Raw genomic sequence first — 23730 nt, 5'->3', positions numbered from 1 at the left:
TTAATTTAAGAATAGATCTACAAATTCGTTTACATTCATATTTTCTAGTTTTTCTTCATTTAGACAAACTTCATGAATTTGTTCTTGTTGCTTACTAGAATAATGACCTGCCATATTTGCAGTGAATTTTTGAACAACTTTTGGAATTGCTTCGTCTCTACGGAAACGGTGACCAAGTGGATATTCACATTCCACATTTTCTGTTACAGTGCCATCCTTGAAATGAACTTGAACAGCGTTGGCGATTGAGCGCTTGTTCGGGTCAAGGTAATCTAAACTGTACTGTTTGTTTTCAACAACAACCATCTTATTACGTAATTCATCTACACGTGGATCATTTGCTACTACATCCTCATAATCATCCGCAACGATATCTCCTTTTAACAAACCAATTGCCGTAATGTATTGTAAGCAATGATCACGATCAGCTGGGTTATTTAATGGACCTTCTTTGTCGATAATACGAATTGCTGATTCATGAGTTGTAATCGTAATACGATCAATTTCATCTAATCTTTCTTTAATTTCTGGATGTAATTTCACAGCACACTCTGCAGCTGTTTGTGCATGGAACTCTGCTGGATATGAAACTTTAAATAATACATTTTCCATTACATAAGACTCTAATGGTCTTGCTAACTTTAATTCTTGTTTATTGAATAATACATCTTGGAATCCCCAGCCTGGTGCAGATAATGCTGTTGGATATCCCATTTCACCTTTTAGAGCAGTCATTGCAAGATGAACACCGCGGCTTGTTGCATCACCTGCTGCCCATGATTTACGTGAGCCTGTATTTGGTGCATGACGATATGTACGAAGACTAGAATTATCAATCCATGCATGTGATAATGCATTAAAGATTTCTTCACGTGTTCCGCCGAGCATTTTTGCAACTACAGCAGTTGTTGCTACTTTTACGTATAATACATGGTCAAGACCAACACGATTCAAACTATTTTCTAAAGCTAGTACACCTTGAATTTCATGTGCTTTAATCATCATTTCTAATACTTCACGTACTTTTAATGGTTCTTTTCCTTCTGAAATACGAACACGGCTAATATAATCTGCAACTGCTAAAATACCGCCTAAGTTATCAGATGGATGTCCCCACTCTGCTGCAAGCCAAGTATCGTTATAGTCTAACCAACGGATCATACATCCGATATTAAATGCACCTTTCACTGGATCAAGCACATATGACGTACCTGGTACACGTGTACCATTCGGCACGATCGTTCCTGGTACAACTGGTCCTAGTAATTTCGTACACTCTGGATATTGTAGTGCTAAAATTCCGCATCCAAGTGTATCAAGTAATACGTAACGAGCAGTACTGAATGCTTCTGCGCTAGTTACCTCTTTATTTAATACATAATCCGCAATTTCTTCTAATAATGCATCTTTTTGTTTAATTTCATTTGTTTTAATCATACTATTCTTCCCTTTCTGTCGAAAATTCGTTATTATTAATGATGGGTGTCGGTCAAACACCCATCTAGCGGGCGGCGCTAACAACTCCCCAGTTGTTCTTATTTACTAAGTACATGTCGCTCGCCAACATAATTTACACGTGGACGGAACAATCGATTGTTCGCATGTTGCTCAATTACGTGCGCGCATAGTCCTACTGTTCTAGAGCTAAAGAAGATTGGTGTGTAAAGTTGAATTGGAATACCAAGCATCCAATATACTGGAGCTGCATAATAATCAAGGTTCGGATAAATTCCTTTTTCCTTCTCCATAATCTTTTCTCCAGCTTCACACATTTCATATAGTGTATAATCGCCTTTTACATCACATAACTGCTTTAAAGCTTCCTTCATCATCAGTGCTCTTGGATCCATCTTCTTCATATACACACGATGTCCAAAGCCCATAATTTTTTCTTTGTTATATAGTTTCTTCTGTAACAACTCTTCAAACTTCTCAACATTACCAGCTTCTAAAAGCATGTACATAACCGCTTCGTTTGCACCGCCGTGTAAGCTACCTTTTAAAGATGCAACTGCACCTGTTAAAGCACCATATAAGTCCGATTGCGTTGATGCAATAACGCGCGCTGTAAATGTAGAGTTTGGCATTTCATGTTCACTATATAAAACAAGGGAACGATCAAAGATCTTCTCCTCAAGTTCAGTTGGTTTTTTACCTGTTAACATATAGAAGAAATTCGCGCTATATGTTAATTCCTTAAGAGGTTCGATTGGGTCTTCATTATTTAAAATATGATAGCTATTCGCTACAATGTTTGGTACTTTACTCAATAATTTGTACCCGCGGCTTTTGTTTACTTCTAACGAACGGTTTTCGATATCATTATCATAACCAGCTAATGCGGACACACCTGTACGCAATCCATCCATCGGGTGCGTTTCTTTCGGTAATGCCTTTAATACGTTGAATACACCTTCTGGTACCGCGTATTCTTCTTTTAATTTCTTTTCAAGTTTTGCTTTTTCATCCTCATTCGGTAGATGTTCTTCCAATAAAAGGTGCACAATGTCTAAATACTCTTTTGTTTTTGAGAGTTCGATTAAATCATACCCTTGAATTACAATTTCACCTTTCACTGTGTCAAGAAACGAAATTTTCGTCTCCGCTGCCACTATACCATCTAAACCCGGGGAAAATTTTTCTTCAGCTTTCATCATTATTTCCTCCAATCCTAATAGATCTTCGTGCACATAACTGTAAGCCTTTACAAAATCGTGAAACTACATTTCTATTTCAATGTATCAGAGTTTTTAGAAGATTTCAATTTATTTTATAATGATAAGTTTCCTATACTTTTACCGATGTAACAATACAATTTTTCAAAAATAATTTTCATATTTTATAAAGAAAGGACAGACTTCTTTGTTCGCCTTATTAAAACAAAATATAAGGATGAATCAGAAAATCCTACAGAACAGATCATTCTCCCATTTTTTTAAGAAAATAAAAAAAACGAGCTGCACACATATACAACTCGTTTCTTCATAATATTTATTTCACTATCTCTTCAATATAATTCTTATATAAAACTTATTTACTTTTAAAAAAGTTATTATTTTACATAATTAAATTAAATTCCTACGTTTCCCCGTACTAACCTACAACTAAATGATAGTTTTGAAAGTGCTAAAGATCATCAACTTACATAATTTACCATATAATTTCCTAAAGACTATTCCTAAAGAATATCCAGGCTGAATTAGACTATTAACATGCTATATTCAGAATTCTTCCTTAAACCATTGTAGAGCGTCATGTTCAATTAAAATTTTGATCTTTGTTCCTCTCGTTTACGCAAATTCTTTTTTACCTAATCGCTGTTTTACAAAAATGACAAAAATAATGAAAGCGATTAGTCCTGAAATTGCACTACCTGCAAATAAAATACGGTAACCGAACATTTGCGAAACAACTCCAAGTAAAATCGCACCAAGTCCAATCCCTAAATCAAATGCGGTAAAGAATGAAGCGTTAGCAACTCCTCTTTTACTCGGATCAACAATTGTAAGCATCGCTGCTTGTAATGCGGGCTGTGCTGAACCGAATCCAACACCATATAATGCAGCTGCGATAACTACCCCTATTAAACTATTTGAAATCGTTAATACAACTATCGCGATAATCGTAATACATAGTGCCGGGAGTATAATAAATACTTCTCCATACTTATCTAATAGTTTTCCTGAAATTGGTCTTACAATCGTTAAAGCAACTGCATATACAAGAAAGAATGTCCCAGGATTCACATCGATTGAAGATGCAAATAGCGGTAAAAACGTCGTAATTCCTCCATATGCAAATGATAAAAAGAAAACTACAATTGTAATGGAGAGAACCGATTTTTCAAACAACTGCATTTTCCCTTTTTCTTTTTGTGGTGTGAATGGCATTTTCGTCATGAACGATAATAGGACTGCCATAAAGGATAAAAGAGTTGCCAACAAGAATAGGCCGTGAAATGAATAATGTTGTACAACCGATAATCCAATCATTGGGCCGATCGCCATTGCAATTGTCATAGCCATCCCGTACCAACCCATACCTTCACCCCGGCGTGAATCTGGAATAATATCAGTTATCGCTGTTCCAACAGCTGTTGTAGAAACAGCCCATGTCACGCCATGAATAACCCGTAAAACAGCTAAAAGAACAATAGTCGATGCTAAATTATAAGAATACATCGTTATCCCAAAAAAGACGAGTCCGAAAATAATAAAAGATCTTCTCCCATATTGATCTAACATTCCTCCGATAATCGGTCGTATTACAACTGCTGCTATTGTAAACATTCCCATCATAAGTCCAACTTGTGATTCATTGCCGCCTATCTCTTTAATAAAGAGCGGGAGCGTTGGTACAAGTAAATAAAATCCTGTAAATAAAAATAACATTGCGAAAGTCATTTGAATAAATGATTTCGTCCATAATCGTTCCATTAAAATTCCTCCATAAACACGTATATTCTTGCAATTAACACCTCCATTTTACATTTTCTTAGTCCCTTTTCCCTCCGTAAATAGACGTAACTTTTTATAATAAATGGTCCACCATCAATATAAATTGGTCTTACAACTTTATAAGTATACATTAGCCTAAAGTCCTATCTATATGTACCTTTATACGCGTGAAAAGAATATACTATTTTATTATCACAACTTAGGAGTGATTATGTTATGTGGGTATCTTCAAGAGTAACAGCCGTCGTTCCTTCGACTCCTGGGATACACGTTCCAGCCGTTCATACAGCTAGTTCCGATGTAGGAATTGAACTTCCTGCAACTTGGCAACAATATCAAATTCCAGGTCAAGTTACTCCCTCATTTTGGCATCATGGCGCACATCCAAGTAGTACTACCTTTTACAACCCCAGTTATACTCCATTGCCTCAGGCTCAAGTTTTTTATCATTTTCCATCAATTTATTTTCAAAATTTCTACGGTACTTTTAACATTTAAATTTAAACGATAAAAAGCACTTAAGATTGTAATTTTTACAAATCTTAAGTGCTTTTTTGTACTTTTTATTAACTTCTCTTATTGTCCATTATTGACAGGGGCTTCTCCTGCATTCCCGCCAGTATCTGGTTGTGTGGTCGCTGGAGGTGTTGTATTTCCTTGACCTCCTCCATTATTTGCTGGAGGTGTTGTATTTCCTTGGCCTCCTCCATTATTCGCTGGAGGTGTTGTATTTCCTTGGCCTCCTCCATTATTCGCTGGAGGTGTCGTATTTCCTTGGCCTCCTCCGTTATTCGCTGGAGGTGTCGTATTTCCTTGGCCTCCTCCATTATTCGCTGGAGGTGTTGTATTTCCTTGGCCTCCTCCATTATTCGCTGGAGGTGTCGTTCCTTGGCCATTTCCATTATTTTGTTCATTTTGTTTCTTTTCTTCTTCTTGTTTCTTTTGTTCTTCTTGCTTCTTCAGTTCCTCTTGTTGCTTTTGTTCTTCTTGTTTTTTAAGCTCTTCTTGTTTCTTTTCTTCTTCTTTGTTTTTCTCTTCTTCAGTTTTTTGCTTTTGATCTGGTTTTGGTTGTTCCGTTGTATCCGGTACGCTCGTATTTGGTGAAGAATCACGTTTTTCACCTTTTATACGTAGCTCACTACCTTCTTGAATAACACTACTTGGCATTTTAAAGCGTGATTTGTCAGTAGCAAACTCACTCATCATTTCTTTAAAGATCAACTGTGCAATTTTCGTATTTTTACTACTAATATACTCGTCTTTACCATCTTTCATATATCCAGTCCATACCGCCATCGTATATTGCGGCGTATAACCTGCAAACCAACTATCACGAGTCGCACTTTCTGGAATTTTATATTGAGCTAGTTGTTTTGAATCATAGTTTGTTGTACCTGTTTTACCAGCTACATCTAAAGAACTAATATTTGCTGCTGTACCAGTACCAGATGTTACTACTGAACGAAGCATATCAGTAATCATATATGCTGTAGAGTCAGCTATAACTTGTTTTGGTTTTTGCTCAAAACTTTGTGACTTGCCGTCTGGATAAACTACTTTCTTAACAAAATGCGGTTTTGCATACTTTCCACCATTACCAAATGTCGCATAAGCACCCGCCATTTCAGTTGGTGATACTTCGTTTGTACCAATAGCGGTAGATTCTGCCGGCGGTTTATTAAATGTAATACCTAATTTCTCAGAGAATTCCTTTGATTTATTAAGTCCTACTTCTTTTGCAGTTTTAACTGCTGGAACGTTACGTGACATTTTTAATGCTTCACGCATAGTAATTGGGCCTAAATGACTTCTGTCCGCATTTCGAAGTTCTTGTCCAGTTGAATATTTAAATGGAGAATCATCAATTTGATGGTACGTAGCCCATTTTAAATATTCAATAGCAGGACCGTAATCAAAGATTGGCTTCATCGTTGAACCAGCTGCACGATCTAATTCAATTGCCATATTATGCCCTTTAAATACTGCTTTATTTTCACCGCGCCCACTACCTATAGCACGAACCTCACCTGTTTTCGTATCCATAAATGTGAAAGCACCTTGGAATTTATCATTTGGATAATTAATAATATTTTCATTTAATATCCTATCAGCAGACTTCTGTGCATCTCGGTCTAAAGTTGTATAAATTTCTAAACCGTCAGAACCAATGTTAGCATCTGGCAATTCTTTTTCAACTTCTTTCACAACCGCATCCATAAATGCAGGATATGGCATTGCCTGAACAGTTGCAGTTTTAAGTCCATCTGTTACTTTAACTTTCGAAGCTTCTTCCATTTCTGCCTTCGTAATATAACCATGTCGATTCATTAATTTTAGTACAACATCTCTTCTTTCTGTTGCTCTTTGAATATTGTCCGTTTTCGTTGGATCATAGTTATTCGGTGCTTTCGGTAAACCTGCAAGCATCGCAACTTCTGGTAATGTTAACTCTTTTAATTCTTTACCATAGTAGTTTTGTGCTGCTGTTGCGATACCATATGAACGGTTTCCTAAATTAATTTTATTTAAATACATTTCTAAAATTTCATGTTTTGAATACTGTTGTTCTAGCTTATACGCTAAATATATTTCCTGAACTTTACGTTTTGATGTTTTTTCCATCGATAAGAAATAGTTTTTAATAACCTGTTGCGTTATTGTACTTCCACCTTGTGAGCCGTAATCTCCTTTAAGGCTCACCAACACAGCACGGGCAGTACCTTTAAAGTCTACTCCACTATGCTCATAAAAACGTGAATCTTCTGTTGCTAAAAATGCATTTTCTACTAATTTAGGAATTTGATCATACGTAACATTCGTCCGTTTTTCTTTCCCGTATTCATATACCAAATCGCCATTTTTATCATAAATTTTTGAGGATAACGGATTAACAAGTTTTGCTTTCTCAAGTTTTGGTGCATCCTTAATCATTACGAAGAAGGTAGCAACCCCCGCCACTAAACCAACAATACCAAGTAATAAACAAGTAATTAAAAACTTACGAAAGAATGAAGTTTTCCCTTTTGGTTTTTGTGTTTTAGAAGCTGGCTGTTTTTTCTTTTTAACTTGTCGTCGTTCCTCTCGAGAACGATAATTTTCTGACATGTTACTTTCTCCTGCCTTTCAATTCTCCCGTTGATTTACTTAAAAATATTGAGGTCACTTTCTAAACTGAAGTTAATTAAGAAAGTATATCGACCTGGAGCATTCAATATTTTCCTAATTCACAGATTATAAATTTTAGAATACTTCTTATACAAACTATTTTCACTTCTATTTTTCCTAATAATGCTGCCCCTTTAAGCATAGAATGTAAAAAGTGAATTTTTAATACCTCGTATAAATAATATACCTTTTTTTCAAATGGTCAATATTTTCTTATTTATAAATCAAAGGTGAAATAAAAATAGCACAACGATATGTACTTCGTGTGAACTTCCTTATAATTACGTATAACGAACATTTAATATATTGCATATAAGTATAATACCTCTTTAATTATAAGGATTTCAACACCACAACCTCAACATCTACAAGAAATTATTAAAAATGAGAAGTGAGGAGTTGCGTAATGATGAAACTATCTCCCGTGATTTCAAAAAATATAGTTGCTGTTGGCTATAATCCTTTTTCTATGATTTTGCGCATTCAATTAAAGAATGGAATGTATGATTTCTTTAACGTGCCTGAAAACATTTACACCGGTTTATTAAGCGCACAATCTAAAACTAATTATCACAATACTTATATTAAAAATTCTTACCGCTATACTAAAATTTAAACTTAAACAGAATGAAAAAAAGAAAGGAGGTAGTCCCCCTTTCTTTTTACAATCATTTCACGACTTAGCTATCTTCTATTCCTCTTATTCATTTCATCATATGCTTCAATTTGTTTTTTTAATCTCCGGTCTGCTTTTTTATCATGTACAACTAATATCGCATGTATAACTCCTGGAACCCAAAATATTAATGTTAATAGGAAGTTAATTATTGCTTGAAATGGTTTTCCACAAAATAATACGGCTACTGGTGGTAGTAGAATTGCCAATAAATACATCATCTCTTGAAAACTCCTTGTTTTGTATTTTTTATCTCTCTTCTTTTCATACGCTCACAAAACCAATTATTTTTATATTTCATAAATTCCAATTAAGCATGAAAAACTTTTCTACTCTTATATATTCTATTCAAATGCCTAAAAACCTACTACTTCAATCTTACCACGTATGTAAAATTAAAATCCCCCTTCCTTTATCAAATGTGTATTTTCATATTTTTATTTTTTCTAATCTGTCTTCTTTCTCTATTATAGTTAATCCAATCGCAGAAATAATAGTTCCTATTGCTTGTATCCAAATACCAATGAGTGCTATTATCTTCTCATTCTTCTTATCAACCATACTGCCTTCATTTTCTATTTCGTTCTTTGATACATTAATAATACCTTGATACGCTTGAAGTCCAGCACCTAAACTTTGCAAAGAATTACCTAGTATTATAATTCTCTGTATTGCTTTCATCTGAAGTAAAGCTGCTTCTACTCCTAAAAAAGCACCAATCGATTGTAAACTGTTCCCGATAATTATGAGATAATCATTCTCTTTCAATTGTTTATTTATATTAAAATATGTTCCTATTACATTTGATATATTCCCTAATGCTAATAATTCAATGCCCATTTTATCAAGCATTTCACTTTTATTCTCCAAACACATATTTTGATTTTCTCTTTCAGCTTCATTTCCGGTATCATTACTCGCTATTATTTGTAATATATAACCGAGGGCTTGTAATGAGCTTCCTACAATTACAAGATCTGATTCAACTTTCTCTTCTCCAATAAATCCTCTTGTCGTCCCAATAGCCGCAGTAAGATTTCCTCCTACTTGAAACCATGCTCCTGTCACTTTTAAACCGCTTGGATTCATTTTTATCACCTATTTAGAAATTTTCTAGTGCTTTTTTCGCCATACACAAATGACATCCTTTATCTCATATTTATTTTCTATATGTAATTTTGTGCATTCTAAAATGTGTTAATCATACAAAAAAGCACCTTTAAGGTACTTTTTTTAGACAAAGCGTATATCACTGAAAATATGCTAATTAAAAGATACGTATACAATTCAAAATATATTTACATACATTCTGGGCATGTCAATGAAGCTCCATTTTTATCTATTGTTATATTTAATATATATTGAATCGCATGATGTGACCACATTTCAGGTGTGGGTGATTCATTTACATACTGTGGTGCACATGAATACAGCATTGGGCTCCTAATACTTCCGCCCGGATCTAAAGCAACTACAGCCATACCATAGGGTAATTCAAGTGCCATAGATTTCGTGATACCTTCAATTGCAAACTTTGAGGCACAATATGGCGCCAGCTCAGCTTCTCCCTCTCGGCCCCAACTAGAACTCATATTAATAATCATTCCTTCTTTCCTAGCTACCATCGCTGGGACAAATGCCCTAATTACATTTACTACACCATTTACGTTTACATTCATTACATTTTCGAATTCTTGAGCTGTTACTTTCCACAGTGGCGCATTTTTATTAACAATCGATGCATTATTTATTAACAAGTCAGGTGCTCTATATCTATGAAGTATATAACTCGCCCAATTACTTACTTGCTGGGAGTCTGAAACATCGATTATTTGAAAATCATGTATATTACCGTAATATTTTTTCAATTCTTCAATTTTATCTTTTGAACGTCCACAGCCATATATATTCCATCCCAATTCATGAAATCGATCAACCATTGCACGACCTAATCCTTGCGTCACTCCTGTAATCATTACAACTTTTCCAGTTTCGTTTCGCTGCATATACCTCTCCTCCTTTATAAAATTTTACACTCTCCCTTTTCATTCAGCCATTTACTAAAGTATCAACTCATTTCATACTTTAGTAGGAGTTTTTATGTAAGCAAAAAGAGTAACCATAACAGTTACTCTTGCTTATATATCAAAAAAGTCATTATTTATTTCGTTATTGCTTTTATATTTCAGCTTCTCTTTCCCGCATTTCTCACACAATATATAAAAGTTACACCTAGATTACCTCTTTTAAAATCTTCATTATCCTTAATAAAACCATATTTATGCTTACAGTGAGATTCATCTAAAAAAATTTTAAACCATTTTTTCAACATAGAACAGTTAACCTCTATGAAAGAATCTTCATCTATTCTGATTACCGATTTTTATTTAAATTCTCAATCTCATTTTGCAACTTTTTGAATTGTTCAAAATGCATAGTGATAGATTGACTATTTCCATAATCAACACTATGCTTCACAAATAAAACACCAGTGTCATGAAAAATTGCTTCCAGTTCTTTTCTGATGGATACTTTCATTATATGTGCTGTTTTAATAGCCGATAAAATTGCAATTTCATTAAACTTTAATTTTATTTCATTTGGACAAAATGCTTCTTCAACCAATATAACTTCATTGCTATAAATAAGTGCAACAAGATTACTTGATTTTGCATCTGTTAAATCTACTTTTTTTATAACATTATTCATTACATTTTGCCTCCTTTGATTTTGTATATATTAATTATACAATTGTTTTTTAAAATTAATCGACCTTACATTAATTTTAACATACTTTTATTGTAGGATTAAGCTACACTTCAAACGTTTTACTATTCCACAATTTTTGTTACATGAACCATTTGGACTATAAGGCCATATAGTAATGTTAACAAATGATTGTAAAGCGGGTGAAAACTATGCCCTCAGTTGTAGGGAATTTAGTTGTACAAAATAGTAACGGTTCATTTAACTTAGGCGATTTCTACAACGTTTCTCCGAAAGAAAATACGAAGGCTTATAATGGATCTGGTGCTTCAAACGTTGGTTTTGTTGTTAATACTTTTAATGGCGTGAGCGCGACTAATACGTTTGATTCTGACCTTGCAGATCAAAACCAAGTGGGTACAGCCTAATCCTATTTTTTCATCGTTCTGTTTAGGAATTTTAAATTTGTCTATACTATAATTAGGCTGTTACACAGCTATTATTGATTTTTGGAGTACCCTATCTTTTTCTCCCTTTCCCTGGGGCTCAGCAGCTAGTATGAAGCTAGCTGCTTTTTCGTTTCATTATTTATATCCCTCATCTAAAATAACGTAAAGGAAGCTAAAATTGAAATTTCAGCTTCCTTTACGTTATTTCAATAATATCAGAAGTATTAAATACGTAAGTTTTATAAAATGCGTCCGTACATATTACAATGCGCTTTAGCGGGTTTATATGCACTACTGTCATATAACTTGTAAGGATGTAACCATCTTCAAAATATGTCACCAATATTTCTTTCTCAGACAATAATGACGTTAATAATTTATCAGAAATTCTCTCTTTTGCTTCGTTTGTTAAGAGCGGTTTTTGTACTTTAAACTTCTCTCCAATAACCTTTCGCAAACTTAACAACTGTTCCGACATTACTGTAAATGGAACCCATTCTCTTTCTATTTTCTGCACCTTTACATCATTCATTTCTTTATCTCCTTGATCATTTATCCATTCAATTTCACACATAATGGTACTCAATTATTCTTTCATAATGCTAGGCTCATATTTATCCGGCATTAACAGGTAGTGAAGCTCCTACCTCAAAATCCGCTATATGCGAGGAGGTAAGACGAAAATCAACTGCCCGTTAACGCTTAATTGGTGAAAGCTAATAAATAACGGACGATGAACACCCTGCTTATTAAAGTTTCACTTTATTTCTTATTCGTATACTATCTACACATACAAGAACATTCGTTCTAATTATACACGAACCTACGTTCTTTTGGAATGATTTAAATTATATTTTTATCCATCATTTATTTTTTCTTCATCAAGTGAGCTTTTCACTTCTTATATAATAGGCCGTCCACATATCAACAGAAAAAGCGACTTCATACAAAGTGAAGTCGCTTTTTTCTAATAACGTATATTTCCATATTTACTTTTCTATCCTGACAAGCGTTCTTTCCGGGATACAAATCTCATCTATATTAAAATGATTTATTTTTAATTTAATTCTCCCACTCGTTCCTGATCTTCATCACCAACCCAACAACTGAATAATTCAAAATAGTCCCCCTCATTTAAATAACCTTCCATAATCGAGCATAAAGCTAATAGCTTTTTTTAGCTTCTTTCTTCTCCTTTTCACTTTGCCACTCAACAAGTTCAATGCCCCAGCTCGTTGAAACTTCATACGTGTAACTTGTTTGAAATTGAAACTCTTGTACAATTTCAAGCATACTTTCATCTGAAAAGCACGACCCAAAAACAATTACATCATTAGAATCTGGATCCGTTAACGGAATTTCTACATTGCACCCTATATAACTTGCTAAACTCATTTTTACTCCTCCAATATTCATATATAAAATACTTTATATGAATATTTATCTGCTCGAATATAAAATCCCTGCCTAAACTAAAAAGTTTTAATTTTTCAAGTTTATTAACCAACTATAAATGAAAGCATATATTATAAAGAACGAACTCACAAAATTTAAGGAATTTATAACGAACCACAATTCATTCCTTATGAATTTCTATGAAAAGAGAGCAATTTAAACACTCTCTTTTCGTACATAATGTATAAAACTATTTATAAATAATTGCCCCTTATTATTACATATATTTTGGTTGTACTATTATATGTAACTCCCTCTCTGTTACTGCTTTTTTTGGGTTACGAAAATACTCTAATTCGTATTTTAATACTTCATACTCAACCATCCCAATCTTGATCCCTTTCGTTTCTTTTAAAATAGCTAATAAGTTGCTTATATCTTCATCATACGATTCAAAAACCTTCCCTCCACCTTCTCTTTGAAAAATTACTTTCATATTTTCTCCTCCTACGTAATATATTTATCTATTAAATAATTTCTTTAAAAGCATTCTTTCCTCTGAAAATTTCATACTAAAAAGAACATTCTTTTTTAGTAGAATGCTCTGCTTTTCACTTCATTTAACATCAATATTTTTTCAATACTATTGTATGTTTCATTCTGCAAATTATGTTTATCCACTTCAATAAAGAAAAACTTAAATCACTTCAGGTTTTAATTAGCCCGCGCCAATCAGACTACATGCAAATAGTGGAATGAAATTAAGCAAACGAAACATTATAATATCAACATTCTATGAAGCATTGATCATTCCAATTTTTAAAAAATACATAAATTCCCATTGAAATTCTTAATATTTAAATGTAATATTATATTGTCTTACTATCTATTTATAACACACACACTAACTAGAAAAGGGAACCTATATAGGTTCCCTTTTCTAATTACAATCATTATTTCTTTTCTAGAAATTCAAATGTATTTTTAAATTCTTTATCATTCACTTTAATACCAGCATCTTTCAATAAATCATTAACTACTTGCTGTTTCCATTTACCTGTCGTATCTTGTAGTCTTTGCTGTTCTAAATCTTTACGAATTTGATCTTTTACTTCATCAAATGGCTTCAATTCTTTTTTATCTGTCACTTTAATAATATGGTACCCGTAAGTTGTTTTTACTGACTCACTTACTTGTCCTGCATTTAATTTATATGCAGCTTCCTCAAATTCTTTCACCGTTTGCCCTGGAGCAAAACCAGTTATTTCCCCACCTTGTTCTTTTGAACCAGTATCCTCTGAATATTGCTTCGCTAAAGCTGCAAAATCTTCTCCATTATTTACTTTCTCTTTCACTTCTTTAGCAGTCTTTTCATCTTTCACTAAAATGTGACTTACCTTCATTTCTGGTTTATAGTTATCTTTTACATCTTTTTCTGTGACAGTCGCTTTAATCGCTTTCTCAAATGCGATTTCTGGCTTCATTTTTTCTTTTAATTCATCTTCATTTTTCAATCCAACTTGCTCTAAAGTCGATTTGAAGTTGTCACCCATTTTATCTTTTGCTTCTTCTACTTGTTTTTTTGCTTCCTCATCTGAAACTTTATATTTATCTAGCAACGCCTTACTTAACACCATTTGGTATAAAGTACTTTCCCCATATTTTTGTCTTAATTCTTTACTTAACTCTTTCTCTGTAACATTTCCTACTTTTGATGTTACTACATTGTCTGAGGAACCACATGCCGATAATGCCAGTAGTACGCATGAAATAATTGTTCCTAAAAATAGCTTTTTCTTTTTCAATTCAAAATACCTCACTTTTATTATTATATAAGAATAACTATACAATGTACTTGTGTTAACAATGTGTTTTCCACATGTAATTCATTTCATTTGAATAAACTATGTATCTTGTTCTTTTTTGTTCAAATATTAAAGGTCATCTTACTATTTATCAGTAAAATGACCCTTTACGTATTCCTATAGATTCTTAATAGTTACATGTTCTTCCAGTATCCAATTATTTTGCCCGATATCTACTGCATTTTTGGCTCTTCCCCACACACGAAAAGATTTTGATCCATCAATATTTCCTTTATAATTTATACATTCAGGCTCTGCATAATAATTCACTCCATACCCAACAGGATATTTTGAAACTGCATAAAACCATTCTACATCAAAATGTTTTACATATACCCACTGTTTATCATTGCCTAAGCAAATCATATCTTTATCTGCGTCTTCCCAATAACCATGTAAGACTAAATATGGATTTTTTTGAGTGATTGTACCTGTAAACTGAGGATTCGTAGGATTTTCATATACGTTTATGCCATATCCATCAGGATATTTTGAAACTGCAATACCAATACCATTTGATTGCTGTGTATTCTCTTTGTTAAATTGAATAGATTGATTTACTTGATCCGAACCTATAAACCAAGAAAGCGACTTATTTCCTATTAATTGATTTAAATCACATTTCCCAATACCAGGAACATTTCCCGCATCAGTATATTGCCAAATATCACACGGATATGCTGGCTTATTTCCTCCATAACGAGGAATCCATACAAAATCAACTTCAATATTACGTGCTCCAAATGATACATACGTGTGATGCCCCACGTATAGCCCTACTTTTTTCGCACCTAAACGGCGTAATTCATCTATAAACGCTTGTGTCCCCCCTTGCATATCCATCATCGTTTGAATTTCTACGTCCACCACCCAAAACTTAGCAGATTTATCGCCACGACTCCAAAAATCTTGTGCCTCTTTCCTTGCATCAGCAATAGATATAAAGCGACAAAATGCATAATTACCAAATGGAATACTGCGTTTCTTCATTTCATTCACATAATTTTGATACATAAAATCTACCGTATTCGAGCCATCTTGAACTCTAGCAATAACTAAATCTAGCCGAGATGCTGCAATATCCCAATCAATAGTTCCATTCCATTTTGAAATATCGATAATATACCCCACTACAATTCATCCCCTTTTTAATATCATATTCAAAGCTTGTCTTATTGAAAGCCCCTTATGCCTAATACTAGCTATCTATAATATAAATAAGGAGAATCTATATTATTTTTCAAAACATATAATCTTTTAATTAAACTTCCACTAATTTTATTTATTTTTCATACAGCTCATTCACAAATTCGAGATATGCACTATCATCTATTAGTAAATAATATCAATTAATTAACCTTTCATTAGCGCTATTATTAGAAACGTTTTCATTATTACTACTCATCGATATTAATCTTCTTTAGACTAATAAACATATGTATGACAGCTAACTTACTGTGTTTCTTGCGATTATTCTATATTCACGAAAATGATTTCCCTCACATTTCTTATATATTTTCAATTCAAACAGACTACTTTTACATACTATATGAAATTCTGTAACTCTTTCATCAGTGGCAGTTTCGTTCATGATTCACAGCTTGTTAACCTGTAATTAGCTAGACAAAGTAACGTTTATGCATACAAAAAAGACATTTTCTATTAATGAAAATGTCTTCTTACAATTTAGTAAAACAGTTTTGGTGTCAACTCTGTATTTTGTAATTGTGCACTCTCACCGCTCGGAACACAGCTTGTGGAGAATAAAATTGGGATATCACAAATGTCATCGTTCATTACATCATGAAATACATTTGCAGCAACACCAGTAAATGTTTGACATAAATTTGAAATATCATCATTAAAAAATTGAATCACTTGCGCAGTAAAAACTGGAAAGACAACATTTGATCCACCAGGAAGCTGCGGCTGTACAACAACTTGTTCAAAATAAGGATTATTTTCTAACGCCACTTGAAATAAATGAGCAATTTCAAATGCATCTAGTGGACATGGAAGTGGATTTACAATGTTATTTTCATTATTAGTTACAATAACTGTTACACTTACATTCCCAAATTCTACAAAAGATTTTAGAAGCGTTGCTAACGCTATCGCTTTTTCATTACTTAACGCATGCACTAAAATAATATAATTCCCGCCAACTGGAATTAGCGGACCAACTGAAACAGTTGGATCAGCACCAATTGAATTTTTTAACTCATTGAAATATGTGATCCACGGTGGTGAAAGCTGAGCTTGTACATTTTCTTGCACTCTTTCATTACCTCCTAATACAATTCTTACTACTATAATATGTATCAAGGAAAAAAGTGTATTAGATAAATTACTTATTTTTTGCTTTTACCTATTATATCGATTAAACATTTTATAGAACATTCTCAGTTTCCTATGCATTTCCCACATTTTCACCACGGCATAAAACCCCATATTATTATCAACTCAACTAAAATTTCATATTATATTAATACGCCTTTATAATCTGAACGAAAAAGTGCAGAATAAGATGCTGCATATGAGGAGCTGATTTTATGAAAAAAAAACCTATCGTGGTTAAAGTTCCACCAAACTCAAAACTAAAAATCACATTTTTCGGTCCATGTAACGAGGTAATTACAAATGTTTCTATAATTAACCAACTTTCCACACCTAAGTGTCAAACTATTACGCAATATCCAAACTATAAGAAATACGAAACTGAAGTACGATCATTATCCAGTTGTTAATCCATTCTATTCACAATCCTTACAATTTGGTTAGCTCCGCGACTACGGGAATAGACCAAAATTACTCATTTCATGTTATTCCATTGATAATCTATTGATTTTTCACACGTTTTTATTAACCGAGCATATATTATCGTATGGAAATTATCCACTCATAAAACCTATCTTTCTTTAGAGCGTACTTTTTATGTATGCTCTTTTTTTTATTTATCTCTCATTCTGTAAACATAAACCTGCTCACTTTTATATTTCACGGGCGATCAACCTATCTACTGCTTATAAACAATTTAATCAATGTGTAATCAACAATACTCCTTTATTTATTATACGTTCACTATTCTGTTAAATTAGTGTATTGATTCAATCATCATTCATTAATATATTCCCCTTCTAAATTGACCAAATATGTATTAAAATTCTTTATATACTCAAGGAGGTCAAAAATGTTCAAGTTGCATCCCATACTACTCATCTTAGGATTTATTTTATTTTTATATAGTGTAATCGTCTTAATGTTTTTCCTTTCTATACAATAGCAATACCTACACAAACCTATGTTAAATATGTAATTTCTATATAGTAAAGAAAAAGCCCGTAATTATACGGCCTTTTATGTATTAATAAATTTAGATATCTTTTCTATTCCATAAGACTACTAGCAAATGTAATGCCTAAGAACTTTCACAACCATGTTTCTTGTTTCGTTGTACTCTTTTTATTACCTGCAGAATATCTAATACTCATAATAAGCTAGCACTTTCAACCTTACATCCTAGCATGTGAAATTCTCCTGAAACAAACTATATTTAGCCTATTTACTTATATATTTTAGAAAAATAATAATAATCCCCCACCATTTGGTGTAGGGGATTAACTAAACCTACTGAAAAGTATTTTATTCTCTTCGTTATTTAATTGGAGAAGGAAATCTTGCAGCTTCAAAATGTGAGCCGTCTTCTGAAGGACTTAAAACTCCGTCTATGCTACTTTGTGCATAAACCTCAACTTGATCTCCTTCATTCAATTGAATAATCGTCGAAACACTTACTACATTTCCAAAACCTATTGGACCGAAAAAGTCATTATCTATAGCTATTGCTGCGTTTCCATTTACACGAATTTCTACACGAGCTCTATAATTTAAACTAGGATCGTTTGGAAAGAAACCAATCGTTCCAATAATAGAGTAAACTCCCCTAGTCTTCGGAATAAAAATAGACGTTACTGGATTATACTCATTTGCTAAATCAAATTGTTCATTTTGGAACAATACCTTTACAAAAGTATTGGCAGGAACCGTTTGATTCACCGTATTTCTAGCTCTAAATGCAGATGCCCTAACAAGCTTCTCCTCGTTGTCATTACACTTACTCGTGCTCTTACAACAATCATGCTGTTTCTTTTTATACTCTTTACAATACTTACAGTAGTAATAGCAAGACATGCTAGTTCCCCTTTCATGCTTATTACCACATATTATGTAAGGGGGATTCGCAATGTTTGGACGAGCTATTGTTTTAGCACTATACTTATCGCCTATTTATATACACTTGAGAGGAAAACATATTAATAAAAACACAACCTAGATGTATCGTGCAATCCATTCAAATTTAATGAATTCTTCACTTAGCTATTTCACTTTCAATACAAAAAAGAGCGAATCTACATTCGCTCTTTTTTTATGGCCCAAAGCTTATCATCCAACCTAACATAAATCCAAATACAGCAAACAACAGCATAAAAACAAATAAACTACATGCCCACAATGCATATTTTCGACTTTTGCTTTTTGTGATCATACCTACGACTGAGCACACCACGCCAATACCAACTATTTGCAGAAAACCTTTACCTATAAATGTTTCTTGAGTAAGCAATATAATGTTCAAATACAATAACGCTAGAAAGGCAATAATTAATGAAATAGTCCCCATCCACGTTTCCTGTTTATACATATGATTCTTTCTTTTTTTTAAGAATGCCAATTCCATAACCTCGCTTCACCTACTTTCAATTTTCTAACTTTTTCGTGGCTCATCAATTTTTCAACTTCTACTTTAGGCCCAGTTACAACTGCCCCGTATGTTTTCACCCCATTTTTTTCAAGGAAAGAAATACGCTTTGACAACTCTAATACTTTCGCTCTAGATAGCTTCACAGCTAAATCTTCATGCTTCTGTAATGACTTTAAAACATCAATAAATTGTTCCTCATGAGGTGAATCACTTTCAAAAGCACCACTTGGCCTTGAAATCATTTCTGCTGGAAAGCCAATCGGGGCTACATACATACCCTCTTCATTCGTTTGCTTCTCCTCTAATCCTGTATTAATGGCATACCACACAATATCAATAGTAGGAAACATATCCGTTACCTCTTGTACACTTAATAATTCTCTAAAAGATACAAATGCTTCTACAACAGATTCTTGCGGAAGACCCTTTAATACTTGCACTTCTTCGCTACTATTATAGGACGCATTATAATTATTAGGATGAGACAATACTTCGTTGTCTATATACGGGATTTTCGGAATTTTTTCATCTGTTGTATATTCACGGCTTACTTTCGTTGCTCTACTAAATACATAATCTGTTTTCTCTTCTCCTATTCGAATATCTTTCTTTCCTACTCTTTTATACAAATCAAAATGCAATTGCAAACTAAGCGGTAACAACGTTTGCTCCATGTCCCTATCTTTCAAAAATACATTTGGTTCTGTTACACTTAACGTTTGATTTACTACATTCCGTATCTCTATTGCGTTTGTAGGTGCCAATGTATAATATAAGAGTGTTGATATATATATAATAGGTTGAATAAGTAATAAAAAAGTAAATACAATTAAAACATTCGTAATACGTGCTCTTTTTTTACCTATTTTCAACAATTGCTCTTGTTTTCCATCAGATAGTGAAGCCGGTCTTTGATGAATAGCTTCTTGTAACAGTTCTTTATAATCATCTTGTTCAGAATGAGGTTTATCATTTGTCATTTTGACTCTTTTCCTCCTTTAACAATTCTTTTAATCTCTTTCTCCCGCGAAACATGTGACTTTTATACGTATTTAACTTTAAATCTAATACAGAAGCACCCTCTTCGTACGTTAATTGATGTACGTCACATAATAAAATAGCTTGTGCCTCTATTACCGGTAAAGTATGAATAATCCGAATTAACTTTTCATAACTATTTTTTGCGACTACATACTCTTCTGTAGATTCCTCCGCTTGTATTGTCTCTAATTCCTCCGTTCCTACAAAGGTTACTTTTTTCTCTTTCCTAACATAATCAATAAACGTATGATATGCCACTTTAAAAAGCCATGATTTTACCTTTTGATTTTCATAGTCTTCTAAATAAAGATACGCTCGATAAAAAGTCTCTTGCATCAAGTCCTCCGCTACGTGATGGCTACGAGAAAGGGAAAATAAATACCGGTACACATCGTTTATATAAACCTTATATATTTCTTCAATCTCCATCCCCCTCCTCCTTTCATATATAACACGAATAAACAAATTCAAAAGTTGCATTATTTTTCCTTTTTTCTTTTTTATTTATAAAAAAACATCTTTTATACATTTTAATAACTATTTACAATTATAAACAAAATACTAGATATTATGGCTGTAAATATCTTTCAAAACCAGTAAAAAAACGATTCAGATGTTCTCCCACTTTTTGTAAGTTGATAGTTATATGACAATCATCCTGTACGATATACCCGCAGATAGGACTTCGTTGTTACATCTGAATCTGGTCCGCGTAAATAAATGTTCATGTATCCTTTCATACAGAGCCACTAACCATCATTTTTCATGATAAATTAATCCCCACTTTTTCTTTAATCGGTATCATCTCATCAAAAAACATTTGTAGTATGTACGGAGATTATCTCATCGGCTATTTACAAATTGTAGGTGAGGACTATTTGACGCTTACATATCCCCCTCTCCATTTGTGGGTAATAAGACTCCAAAAAAATTTCGGAACATGCAAGAAAGGTAGGTAGGAGCCAGATCGTCCGTATATGTCCAATTGGCGAGGACTAATAATCGGTTTGGGATACCTGCCCCCTACTGATTAAACTTTCAATTTATAGATTAAATACAGTTCCATATGGGATAGTAAGAAAAGAACTTCCATACGGTGTGATTTGATGCACTGGGTAAAAATACTCCATAGATGAATAATACGGCTGGATACCTTGTTGCTGCATTTGCATTTGTTGTTGCATTTGTAATGCTTGTTGAACAGCTTGAACTGTACTTTGTGCTCCACTAAACGTTATTGATGTACCATACGCTGGTCGCATACCAGCTTGAGTAGCAAAATAAGAATAAAACATTACTTTCATCTCACTTCCCTAAAAGTAATTACAAGTTATGTTATGATTCTTTATTTCAGTGGGTGCGGAGAGTTAATCTATTAGCTTTGATTAGGTTTAAAGATTTTTATTATCTGTTACACTTTCATATTTCATTTACAAGGTTCATCTACTAATACTAATTTAATTTTTGAAGGGGGCATTTCATTAACAAGTTTCTGATAACTATTTTTTAAATTCGACTACTTTCAAAATTTTAGAAATGAATGTTTAAGATTACTAAAAATAGATTACTTATCTATACAACCTTCACAAAATAAAAACACCCTAAACGGATGCTTTATTTTTCACTACTTTTATTCATTAACAATAATTCAATTGTCCTCGTATTTCACCATTAGAATATTGTACTGTATGAACATTAATATATATGTTTCCAGATATGATTTCATTTACAAGAGTACCTAATGTTTGACCCGCTAACGGCCCGACCAAATCTTCTTGAGTAATCATTCCCGTAAGAGTTGCACACTCTATTGAAACTGGATTTGTTATAGGTCCAAATAAAAAAGCTACAACAGGACCGTTCGTTCCTTTTGACCCAAGATGCAGATGGGCAGCTACTACATCCTCTATATCGAATAAATCTAGCTTGAATTTTAAGCTAAGCTTGTCCGGGCTTAATTTAAAGAAAGCCTCTCCTCGAGCACCTGTTTCTACTGGTGGAACTTCATTCCTTCCTACCGCGTAACTTTGCAAAGAACATATTTACCACTCCTACGTTGTTATATACTCCTAATATATTCTTGTCCTTCATATATAGTGTTAATAAATCAGGTATTAGTCTACTTAATTTTTTTATACCATAGATTAAATTATCAATTTCTATTAAATCCATTAATCTGACTATTACGTATTTGTATTTTATTCATATGCTATATTAGATTACTCGGAAGGAGGCGAAAGTATGGAAAGCTGTGTTTTGTTCGTTAATGGACAACCTCTTTTAGTGGTCTCAGTCGCTGGAATCGAAATTGCTAGATTAGAACTTTCTCTTCAAGTAGCATTGACCTTAATAGCATTAGGAATTCCAATCTGTGCATAAACGTTAGGTATCTATTCAAAAGAGAGCTTAGGCTCTCTTTTTTATTTATATCTTTCCTTCACAACAAAAAAAGACACCACTAAAAGCACGGCATCGCGTAAAATAACTGCTATTTGTTTAATCATTTCTTCACTAGCAACCCTAATTCATGTAGAATTTCTGAGAACGAATAGCCATATGCAAAACCTACAATACGAATCCCTGGAATCCATCTATGTTCTAAATTTTCATTGTATGTTTTCTTATAATACTTTAATTTAGAGTCTATACTGTATTTGTCGTTAATAATTACTTCATCGCTATGAAATCCATCCATTTCAATCTGAACAGCTACGTACTCTGCTCCCTCAATAAAGGCTTTGTTATAACACTTTTCTAATTCTTCTAATGTCACTCCCATTATTAACCTCCTTTCCAAATGGGTGTTTTGTTCAATAAAAAAAGAGCATCTAGATCAGTAGATGCGAAGATATATATAAGGTAAGCTCTTGGAGTATTTAATAGATTATAAACTGGTTGCTTGTCCTACAATATATTATATGATTTTCATATAAAAATGGTTCATCAAAAAACAAGGTGAAAATTACTCATTGTCATTTTAGAAAATAGTTACATTTTACTTTTTTAAACTAGTCTATCAATCGCTCCCTTCCAACTCCTCATTTTCTTCACTTATTTGTCCAATTAATGAAATTACGGAACCGACGGCCTGTATCCAACTTCCTGCAATTTCTATCAGCTGTCTTCCTTTATTTTTTCATTCGGTTCGCTATTTATTTGAGTGTTTGAATTTTTTCCATTTATATTACTTTTCCTATAAAACAAAGTAGTTTTT

Annotated in this window: 24 protein-coding genes and 4 pseudogenes; 5 read left to right on the top strand and 23 right to left on the bottom strand. The window is 33.1% G+C overall.

Annotated elements, in window-relative coordinates:
* From prpD to ACU8YW_RS11295, 3 genes are all read right to left on the bottom strand, one after another.
* The gene (gene prpD / locus ACU8YW_RS11305; protein ID WP_000598118.1) at nucleotides 1-1437 is read right to left on the bottom strand and encodes a 2-methylcitrate dehydratase; all 1437 of its coding nucleotides are present in this window, start codon (nucleotides 1435-1437) and stop codon (nucleotides 1-3) included.
* Between the two features lie 98 nt (nucleotides 1438-1535).
* Nucleotides 1536-2657: a citrate synthase gene (mmgD, locus tag ACU8YW_RS11300; RefSeq protein ID WP_137036222.1), complete on the bottom strand. Its 1122-nt coding sequence runs from the start codon at nucleotides 2655-2657 to the stop codon at nucleotides 1536-1538.
* 633 nt (nucleotides 2658-3290) lie between these two features.
* Nucleotides 3291-4436: an MFS transporter gene (locus tag ACU8YW_RS11295; RefSeq protein WP_000440677.1), complete on the bottom strand. Its 1146-nt coding sequence runs from the start codon at nucleotides 4434-4436 to the stop codon at nucleotides 3291-3293.
* Between the two features lie 237 nt (nucleotides 4437-4673).
* Here ACU8YW_RS11295 and ACU8YW_RS11290 point away from each other — a divergent pair, with 237 nt between their 5' ends.
* A complete protein-coding gene (locus ACU8YW_RS11290; protein WP_060488674.1) occupies nucleotides 4674-4955 on the top strand; it encodes a hypothetical protein in 282 nt (93 codons plus the stop codon).
* Nucleotides 4956-5033: 78 nt separating this feature from the next.
* On the opposite strand, the gene ACU8YW_RS11285 is transcribed toward ACU8YW_RS11290, so the two are convergent.
* Complete coding sequence (locus tag ACU8YW_RS11285) at nucleotides 5034-7562, bottom strand: PBP1A family penicillin-binding protein (RefSeq protein ID WP_088609404.1); 2529 nt, start codon at nucleotides 7560-7562, stop codon at nucleotides 5034-5036.
* Between the two features lie 466 nt (nucleotides 7563-8028).
* Here ACU8YW_RS11285 and ACU8YW_RS11280 point away from each other — a divergent pair, with 466 nt between their 5' ends.
* Nucleotides 8029-8238, top strand: coding sequence for a KTSC domain-containing protein (locus ACU8YW_RS11280; protein WP_131933606.1), 210 nt, complete (start codon nucleotides 8029-8031; stop codon nucleotides 8236-8238).
* A gap of 68 nt (nucleotides 8239-8306) precedes the next feature.
* Here the strand turns inward: ACU8YW_RS11280 and ACU8YW_RS11275 are convergent, their stop codons facing one another.
* The 5 genes and pseudogenes from ACU8YW_RS11275 to ACU8YW_RS11255 form a co-directional block, all read right to left on the bottom strand.
* Nucleotides 8307-8519: a YqaE/Pmp3 family membrane protein gene (locus tag ACU8YW_RS11275; protein WP_000990228.1), complete on the bottom strand. Its 213-nt coding sequence runs from the start codon at nucleotides 8517-8519 to the stop codon at nucleotides 8307-8309.
* 208 nt (nucleotides 8520-8727) lie between these two features.
* Entirely contained in the window at nucleotides 8728-9387 is a 660-nt protein-coding gene (locus tag ACU8YW_RS11270) for a DUF6944 family repetitive protein (protein WP_088063293.1), read from the bottom strand.
* Nucleotides 9388-9596: 209 nt separating this feature from the next.
* Complete coding sequence (locus tag ACU8YW_RS11265) at nucleotides 9597-10304, bottom strand: SDR family oxidoreductase (protein WP_088063292.1); 708 nt, start codon at nucleotides 10302-10304, stop codon at nucleotides 9597-9599.
* Between the two features lie 132 nt (nucleotides 10305-10436).
* Nucleotides 10437-10630: pseudogene (locus tag ACU8YW_RS11260) on the bottom strand (hypothetical protein).
* Nucleotides 10631-10671: 41 nt separating this feature from the next.
* A complete protein-coding gene (locus ACU8YW_RS11255; RefSeq protein WP_001066867.1) occupies nucleotides 10672-11007 on the bottom strand; it encodes a hypothetical protein in 336 nt (111 codons plus the stop codon).
* A gap of 209 nt (nucleotides 11008-11216) precedes the next feature.
* Here ACU8YW_RS11255 and gerPF point away from each other — a divergent pair, with 209 nt between their 5' ends.
* On the top strand, nucleotides 11217-11432 hold the full coding sequence (gerPF, locus tag ACU8YW_RS11250; RefSeq protein WP_001141565.1) for a spore germination protein GerPF: 216 nt from the start codon (nucleotides 11217-11219) through the stop codon (nucleotides 11430-11432).
* Between the two features lie 217 nt (nucleotides 11433-11649).
* Here gerPF and ACU8YW_RS11245 read toward each other — a convergent pair whose 3' ends face one another.
* The 6 genes and pseudogenes from ACU8YW_RS11245 to ACU8YW_RS11220 all read right to left on the bottom strand — a co-directional run bounded on the left by ACU8YW_RS11245 (nucleotide 11650) and on the right by ACU8YW_RS11220 (nucleotide 16990).
* The gene (locus ACU8YW_RS11245; protein ID WP_088063291.1) at nucleotides 11650-11985 is read right to left on the bottom strand and encodes a YolD-like family protein; all 336 of its coding nucleotides are present in this window, start codon (nucleotides 11983-11985) and stop codon (nucleotides 11650-11652) included.
* A gap of 457 nt (nucleotides 11986-12442) precedes the next feature.
* Nucleotides 12443-12848 (bottom strand): annotated as a pseudogene (locus tag ACU8YW_RS11240) (hypothetical protein).
* A 277-nt stretch (nucleotides 12849-13125) separates the two neighbouring features.
* On the bottom strand, nucleotides 13126-13344 hold the full coding sequence (locus ACU8YW_RS11235) for a hypothetical protein (protein ID WP_087980343.1): 219 nt from the start codon (nucleotides 13342-13344) through the stop codon (nucleotides 13126-13128).
* Between the two features lie 457 nt (nucleotides 13345-13801).
* Nucleotides 13802-14653: a peptidylprolyl isomerase PrsA gene (locus ACU8YW_RS11230; RefSeq protein WP_088063290.1), complete on the bottom strand. Its 852-nt coding sequence runs from the start codon at nucleotides 14651-14653 to the stop codon at nucleotides 13802-13804.
* Nucleotides 14654-14830: 177 nt separating this feature from the next.
* Nucleotides 14831-15844, bottom strand: coding sequence for a glycoside hydrolase family 25 protein (locus ACU8YW_RS11225; RefSeq protein WP_088063289.1), 1014 nt, complete (start codon nucleotides 15842-15844; stop codon nucleotides 14831-14833).
* A gap of 555 nt (nucleotides 15845-16399) precedes the next feature.
* On the bottom strand, nucleotides 16400-16990 hold the full coding sequence (locus tag ACU8YW_RS11220; protein ID WP_087982465.1) for a hypothetical protein: 591 nt from the start codon (nucleotides 16988-16990) through the stop codon (nucleotides 16400-16402).
* A 275-nt stretch (nucleotides 16991-17265) separates the two neighbouring features.
* On the opposite strand from ACU8YW_RS11220, the gene ACU8YW_RS11215 reads away from it, so the two are divergent.
* Entirely contained in the window at nucleotides 17266-17460 is a 195-nt protein-coding gene (locus tag ACU8YW_RS11215) for a hypothetical protein (RefSeq protein ID WP_060488666.1), read from the top strand.
* A gap of 907 nt (nucleotides 17461-18367) precedes the next feature.
* On the opposite strand, the gene ACU8YW_RS11210 is transcribed toward ACU8YW_RS11215, so the two are convergent.
* From ACU8YW_RS11210 to ACU8YW_RS11185, 6 genes and pseudogenes are all read right to left on the bottom strand, one after another.
* Nucleotides 18368-18904 carry a C1q-like domain-containing protein gene (locus ACU8YW_RS11210; RefSeq protein ID WP_001278094.1) on the bottom strand — a complete coding sequence of 179 codons (537 nt, stop codon included), beginning with the start codon at nucleotides 18902-18904 and terminating at the stop codon, nucleotides 18368-18370.
* 235 nt (nucleotides 18905-19139) lie between these two features.
* Nucleotides 19140-19451 (bottom strand): hypothetical protein, encoded by a 312-nt coding sequence (locus ACU8YW_RS11205; RefSeq protein ID WP_088063285.1) that lies wholly within the window; start codon nucleotides 19449-19451, stop codon nucleotides 19140-19142.
* A complete protein-coding gene (locus ACU8YW_RS11200) occupies nucleotides 19433-20455 on the bottom strand; it encodes an anti-sigma factor (protein ID WP_426933695.1) in 1023 nt (340 codons plus the stop codon). Before ACU8YW_RS11200 ends, ACU8YW_RS11205 begins: the two co-directional genes overlap by 19 nt.
* Nucleotides 20445-20945 (bottom strand): sigma-70 family RNA polymerase sigma factor, encoded by a 501-nt coding sequence (locus tag ACU8YW_RS11195; protein ID WP_426933696.1) that lies wholly within the window; start codon nucleotides 20943-20945, stop codon nucleotides 20445-20447. Before ACU8YW_RS11195 ends, ACU8YW_RS11200 begins: the two co-directional genes overlap by 11 nt.
* A 614-nt stretch (nucleotides 20946-21559) precedes the next feature.
* Nucleotides 21560-21811, bottom strand: coding sequence for a DUF3947 family protein (locus tag ACU8YW_RS11190; RefSeq protein ID WP_033656336.1), 252 nt, complete (start codon nucleotides 21809-21811; stop codon nucleotides 21560-21562).
* A 342-nt stretch (nucleotides 21812-22153) separates the two neighbouring features.
* Nucleotides 22154-22556: pseudogene (locus tag ACU8YW_RS11185) on the bottom strand (CHRD domain-containing protein).
* Between the two features lie 201 nt (nucleotides 22557-22757).
* Between ACU8YW_RS11185 and ACU8YW_RS11180 the strand changes: the two are divergent.
* A complete protein-coding gene (locus ACU8YW_RS11180) occupies nucleotides 22758-22895 on the top strand; it encodes a DUF3956 family protein (RefSeq protein WP_000443219.1) in 138 nt (45 codons plus the stop codon).
* Nucleotides 22896-23016: 121 nt separating this feature from the next.
* Here the strand turns inward: ACU8YW_RS11180 and ACU8YW_RS11175 are convergent, their stop codons facing one another.
* Together ACU8YW_RS11175 and ACU8YW_RS11170 are read right to left on the bottom strand one after the other, a co-directional pair.
* Nucleotides 23017-23295: a hypothetical protein gene (locus tag ACU8YW_RS11175; protein ID WP_000539238.1), complete on the bottom strand. Its 279-nt coding sequence runs from the start codon at nucleotides 23293-23295 to the stop codon at nucleotides 23017-23019.
* A 237-nt stretch (nucleotides 23296-23532) separates the two neighbouring features.
* Nucleotides 23533-23702 (bottom strand): annotated as a pseudogene (locus ACU8YW_RS11170) (DUF6944 family repetitive protein); the annotation flags it as partial.
* Nucleotides 23703-23730: the final 28 nt, after the last annotated feature.

The organism is Bacillus pretiosus, assembly GCF_052947655.1.
This window is presented reverse-complemented; position numbering and strand designations above follow the sequence as displayed.

Coding starts and splice junctions, on each gene's coding strand:
- ACU8YW_RS11180 (WP_000443219.1), top strand. CDS start 22,758: ATGGAAAGCTGTGTTTTGTTCGTTAATGGACAACCTCTTTTAGTGGTC.
- ACU8YW_RS11275 (WP_000990228.1), bottom strand. CDS start 8,519: ATGATGTATTTATTGGCAATTCTACTACCACCAGTAGCCGTATTATTT.
- prpD (WP_000598118.1), bottom strand. CDS start 1,437: ATGATTAAAACAAATGAAATTAAACAAAAAGATGCATTATTAGAAGAA.
- ACU8YW_RS11270 (WP_088063293.1), bottom strand. CDS start 9,387: ATGAATCCAAGCGGTTTAAAAGTGACAGGAGCATGGTTTCAAGTAGGA.
- mmgD (WP_137036222.1), bottom strand. CDS start 2,657: ATGATGAAAGCTGAAGAAAAATTTTCCCCGGGTTTAGATGGTATAGTG.
- gerPF (WP_001141565.1), top strand. CDS start 11,217: ATGCCCTCAGTTGTAGGGAATTTAGTTGTACAAAATAGTAACGGTTCA.
- ACU8YW_RS11285 (WP_088609404.1), bottom strand. CDS start 7,562: ATGTCAGAAAATTATCGTTCTCGAGAGGAACGACGACAAGTTAAAAAG.
- ACU8YW_RS11210 (WP_001278094.1), bottom strand. CDS start 18,904: ATGTCTTGCTATTACTACTGTAAGTATTGTAAAGAGTATAAAAAGAAA.
- ACU8YW_RS11235 (WP_087980343.1), bottom strand. CDS start 13,344: ATGAAAGTAATTTTTCAAAGAGAAGGTGGAGGGAAGGTTTTTGAATCG.
- ACU8YW_RS11295 (WP_000440677.1), bottom strand. CDS start 4,436: ATGGAACGATTATGGACGAAATCATTTATTCAAATGACTTTCGCAATG.
- ACU8YW_RS11200 (WP_426933695.1), bottom strand. CDS start 20,455: ATGACAAATGATAAACCTCATTCTGAACAAGATGATTATAAAGAACTG.
- ACU8YW_RS11175 (WP_000539238.1), bottom strand. CDS start 23,295: ATGGGAGTGACATTAGAAGAATTAGAAAAGTGTTATAACAAAGCCTTT.
- ACU8YW_RS11265 (WP_088063292.1), bottom strand. CDS start 10,304: ATGCAGCGAAACGAAACTGGAAAAGTTGTAATGATTACAGGAGTGACG.
- ACU8YW_RS11290 (WP_060488674.1), top strand. CDS start 4,674: ATGTGGGTATCTTCAAGAGTAACAGCCGTCGTTCCTTCGACTCCTGGG.
- ACU8YW_RS11255 (WP_001066867.1), bottom strand. CDS start 11,007: ATGAATAATGTTATAAAAAAAGTAGATTTAACAGATGCAAAATCAAGT.
- ACU8YW_RS11215 (WP_060488666.1), top strand. CDS start 17,266: ATGAAAAAAAAACCTATCGTGGTTAAAGTTCCACCAAACTCAAAACTA.
- ACU8YW_RS11280 (WP_131933606.1), top strand. CDS start 8,029: ATGATGAAACTATCTCCCGTGATTTCAAAAAATATAGTTGCTGTTGGC.
- ACU8YW_RS11190 (WP_033656336.1), bottom strand. CDS start 21,811: ATGTTTTATTCTTATTTTGCTACTCAAGCTGGTATGCGACCAGCGTAT.
- ACU8YW_RS11195 (WP_426933696.1), bottom strand. CDS start 20,945: ATGGAGATTGAAGAAATATATAAGGTTTATATAAACGATGTGTACCGG.
- ACU8YW_RS11205 (WP_088063285.1), bottom strand. CDS start 19,451: ATGGAATTGGCATTCTTAAAAAAAAGAAAGAATCATATGTATAAACAG.
- ACU8YW_RS11245 (WP_088063291.1), bottom strand. CDS start 11,985: ATGAATGATGTAAAGGTGCAGAAAATAGAAAGAGAATGGGTTCCATTT.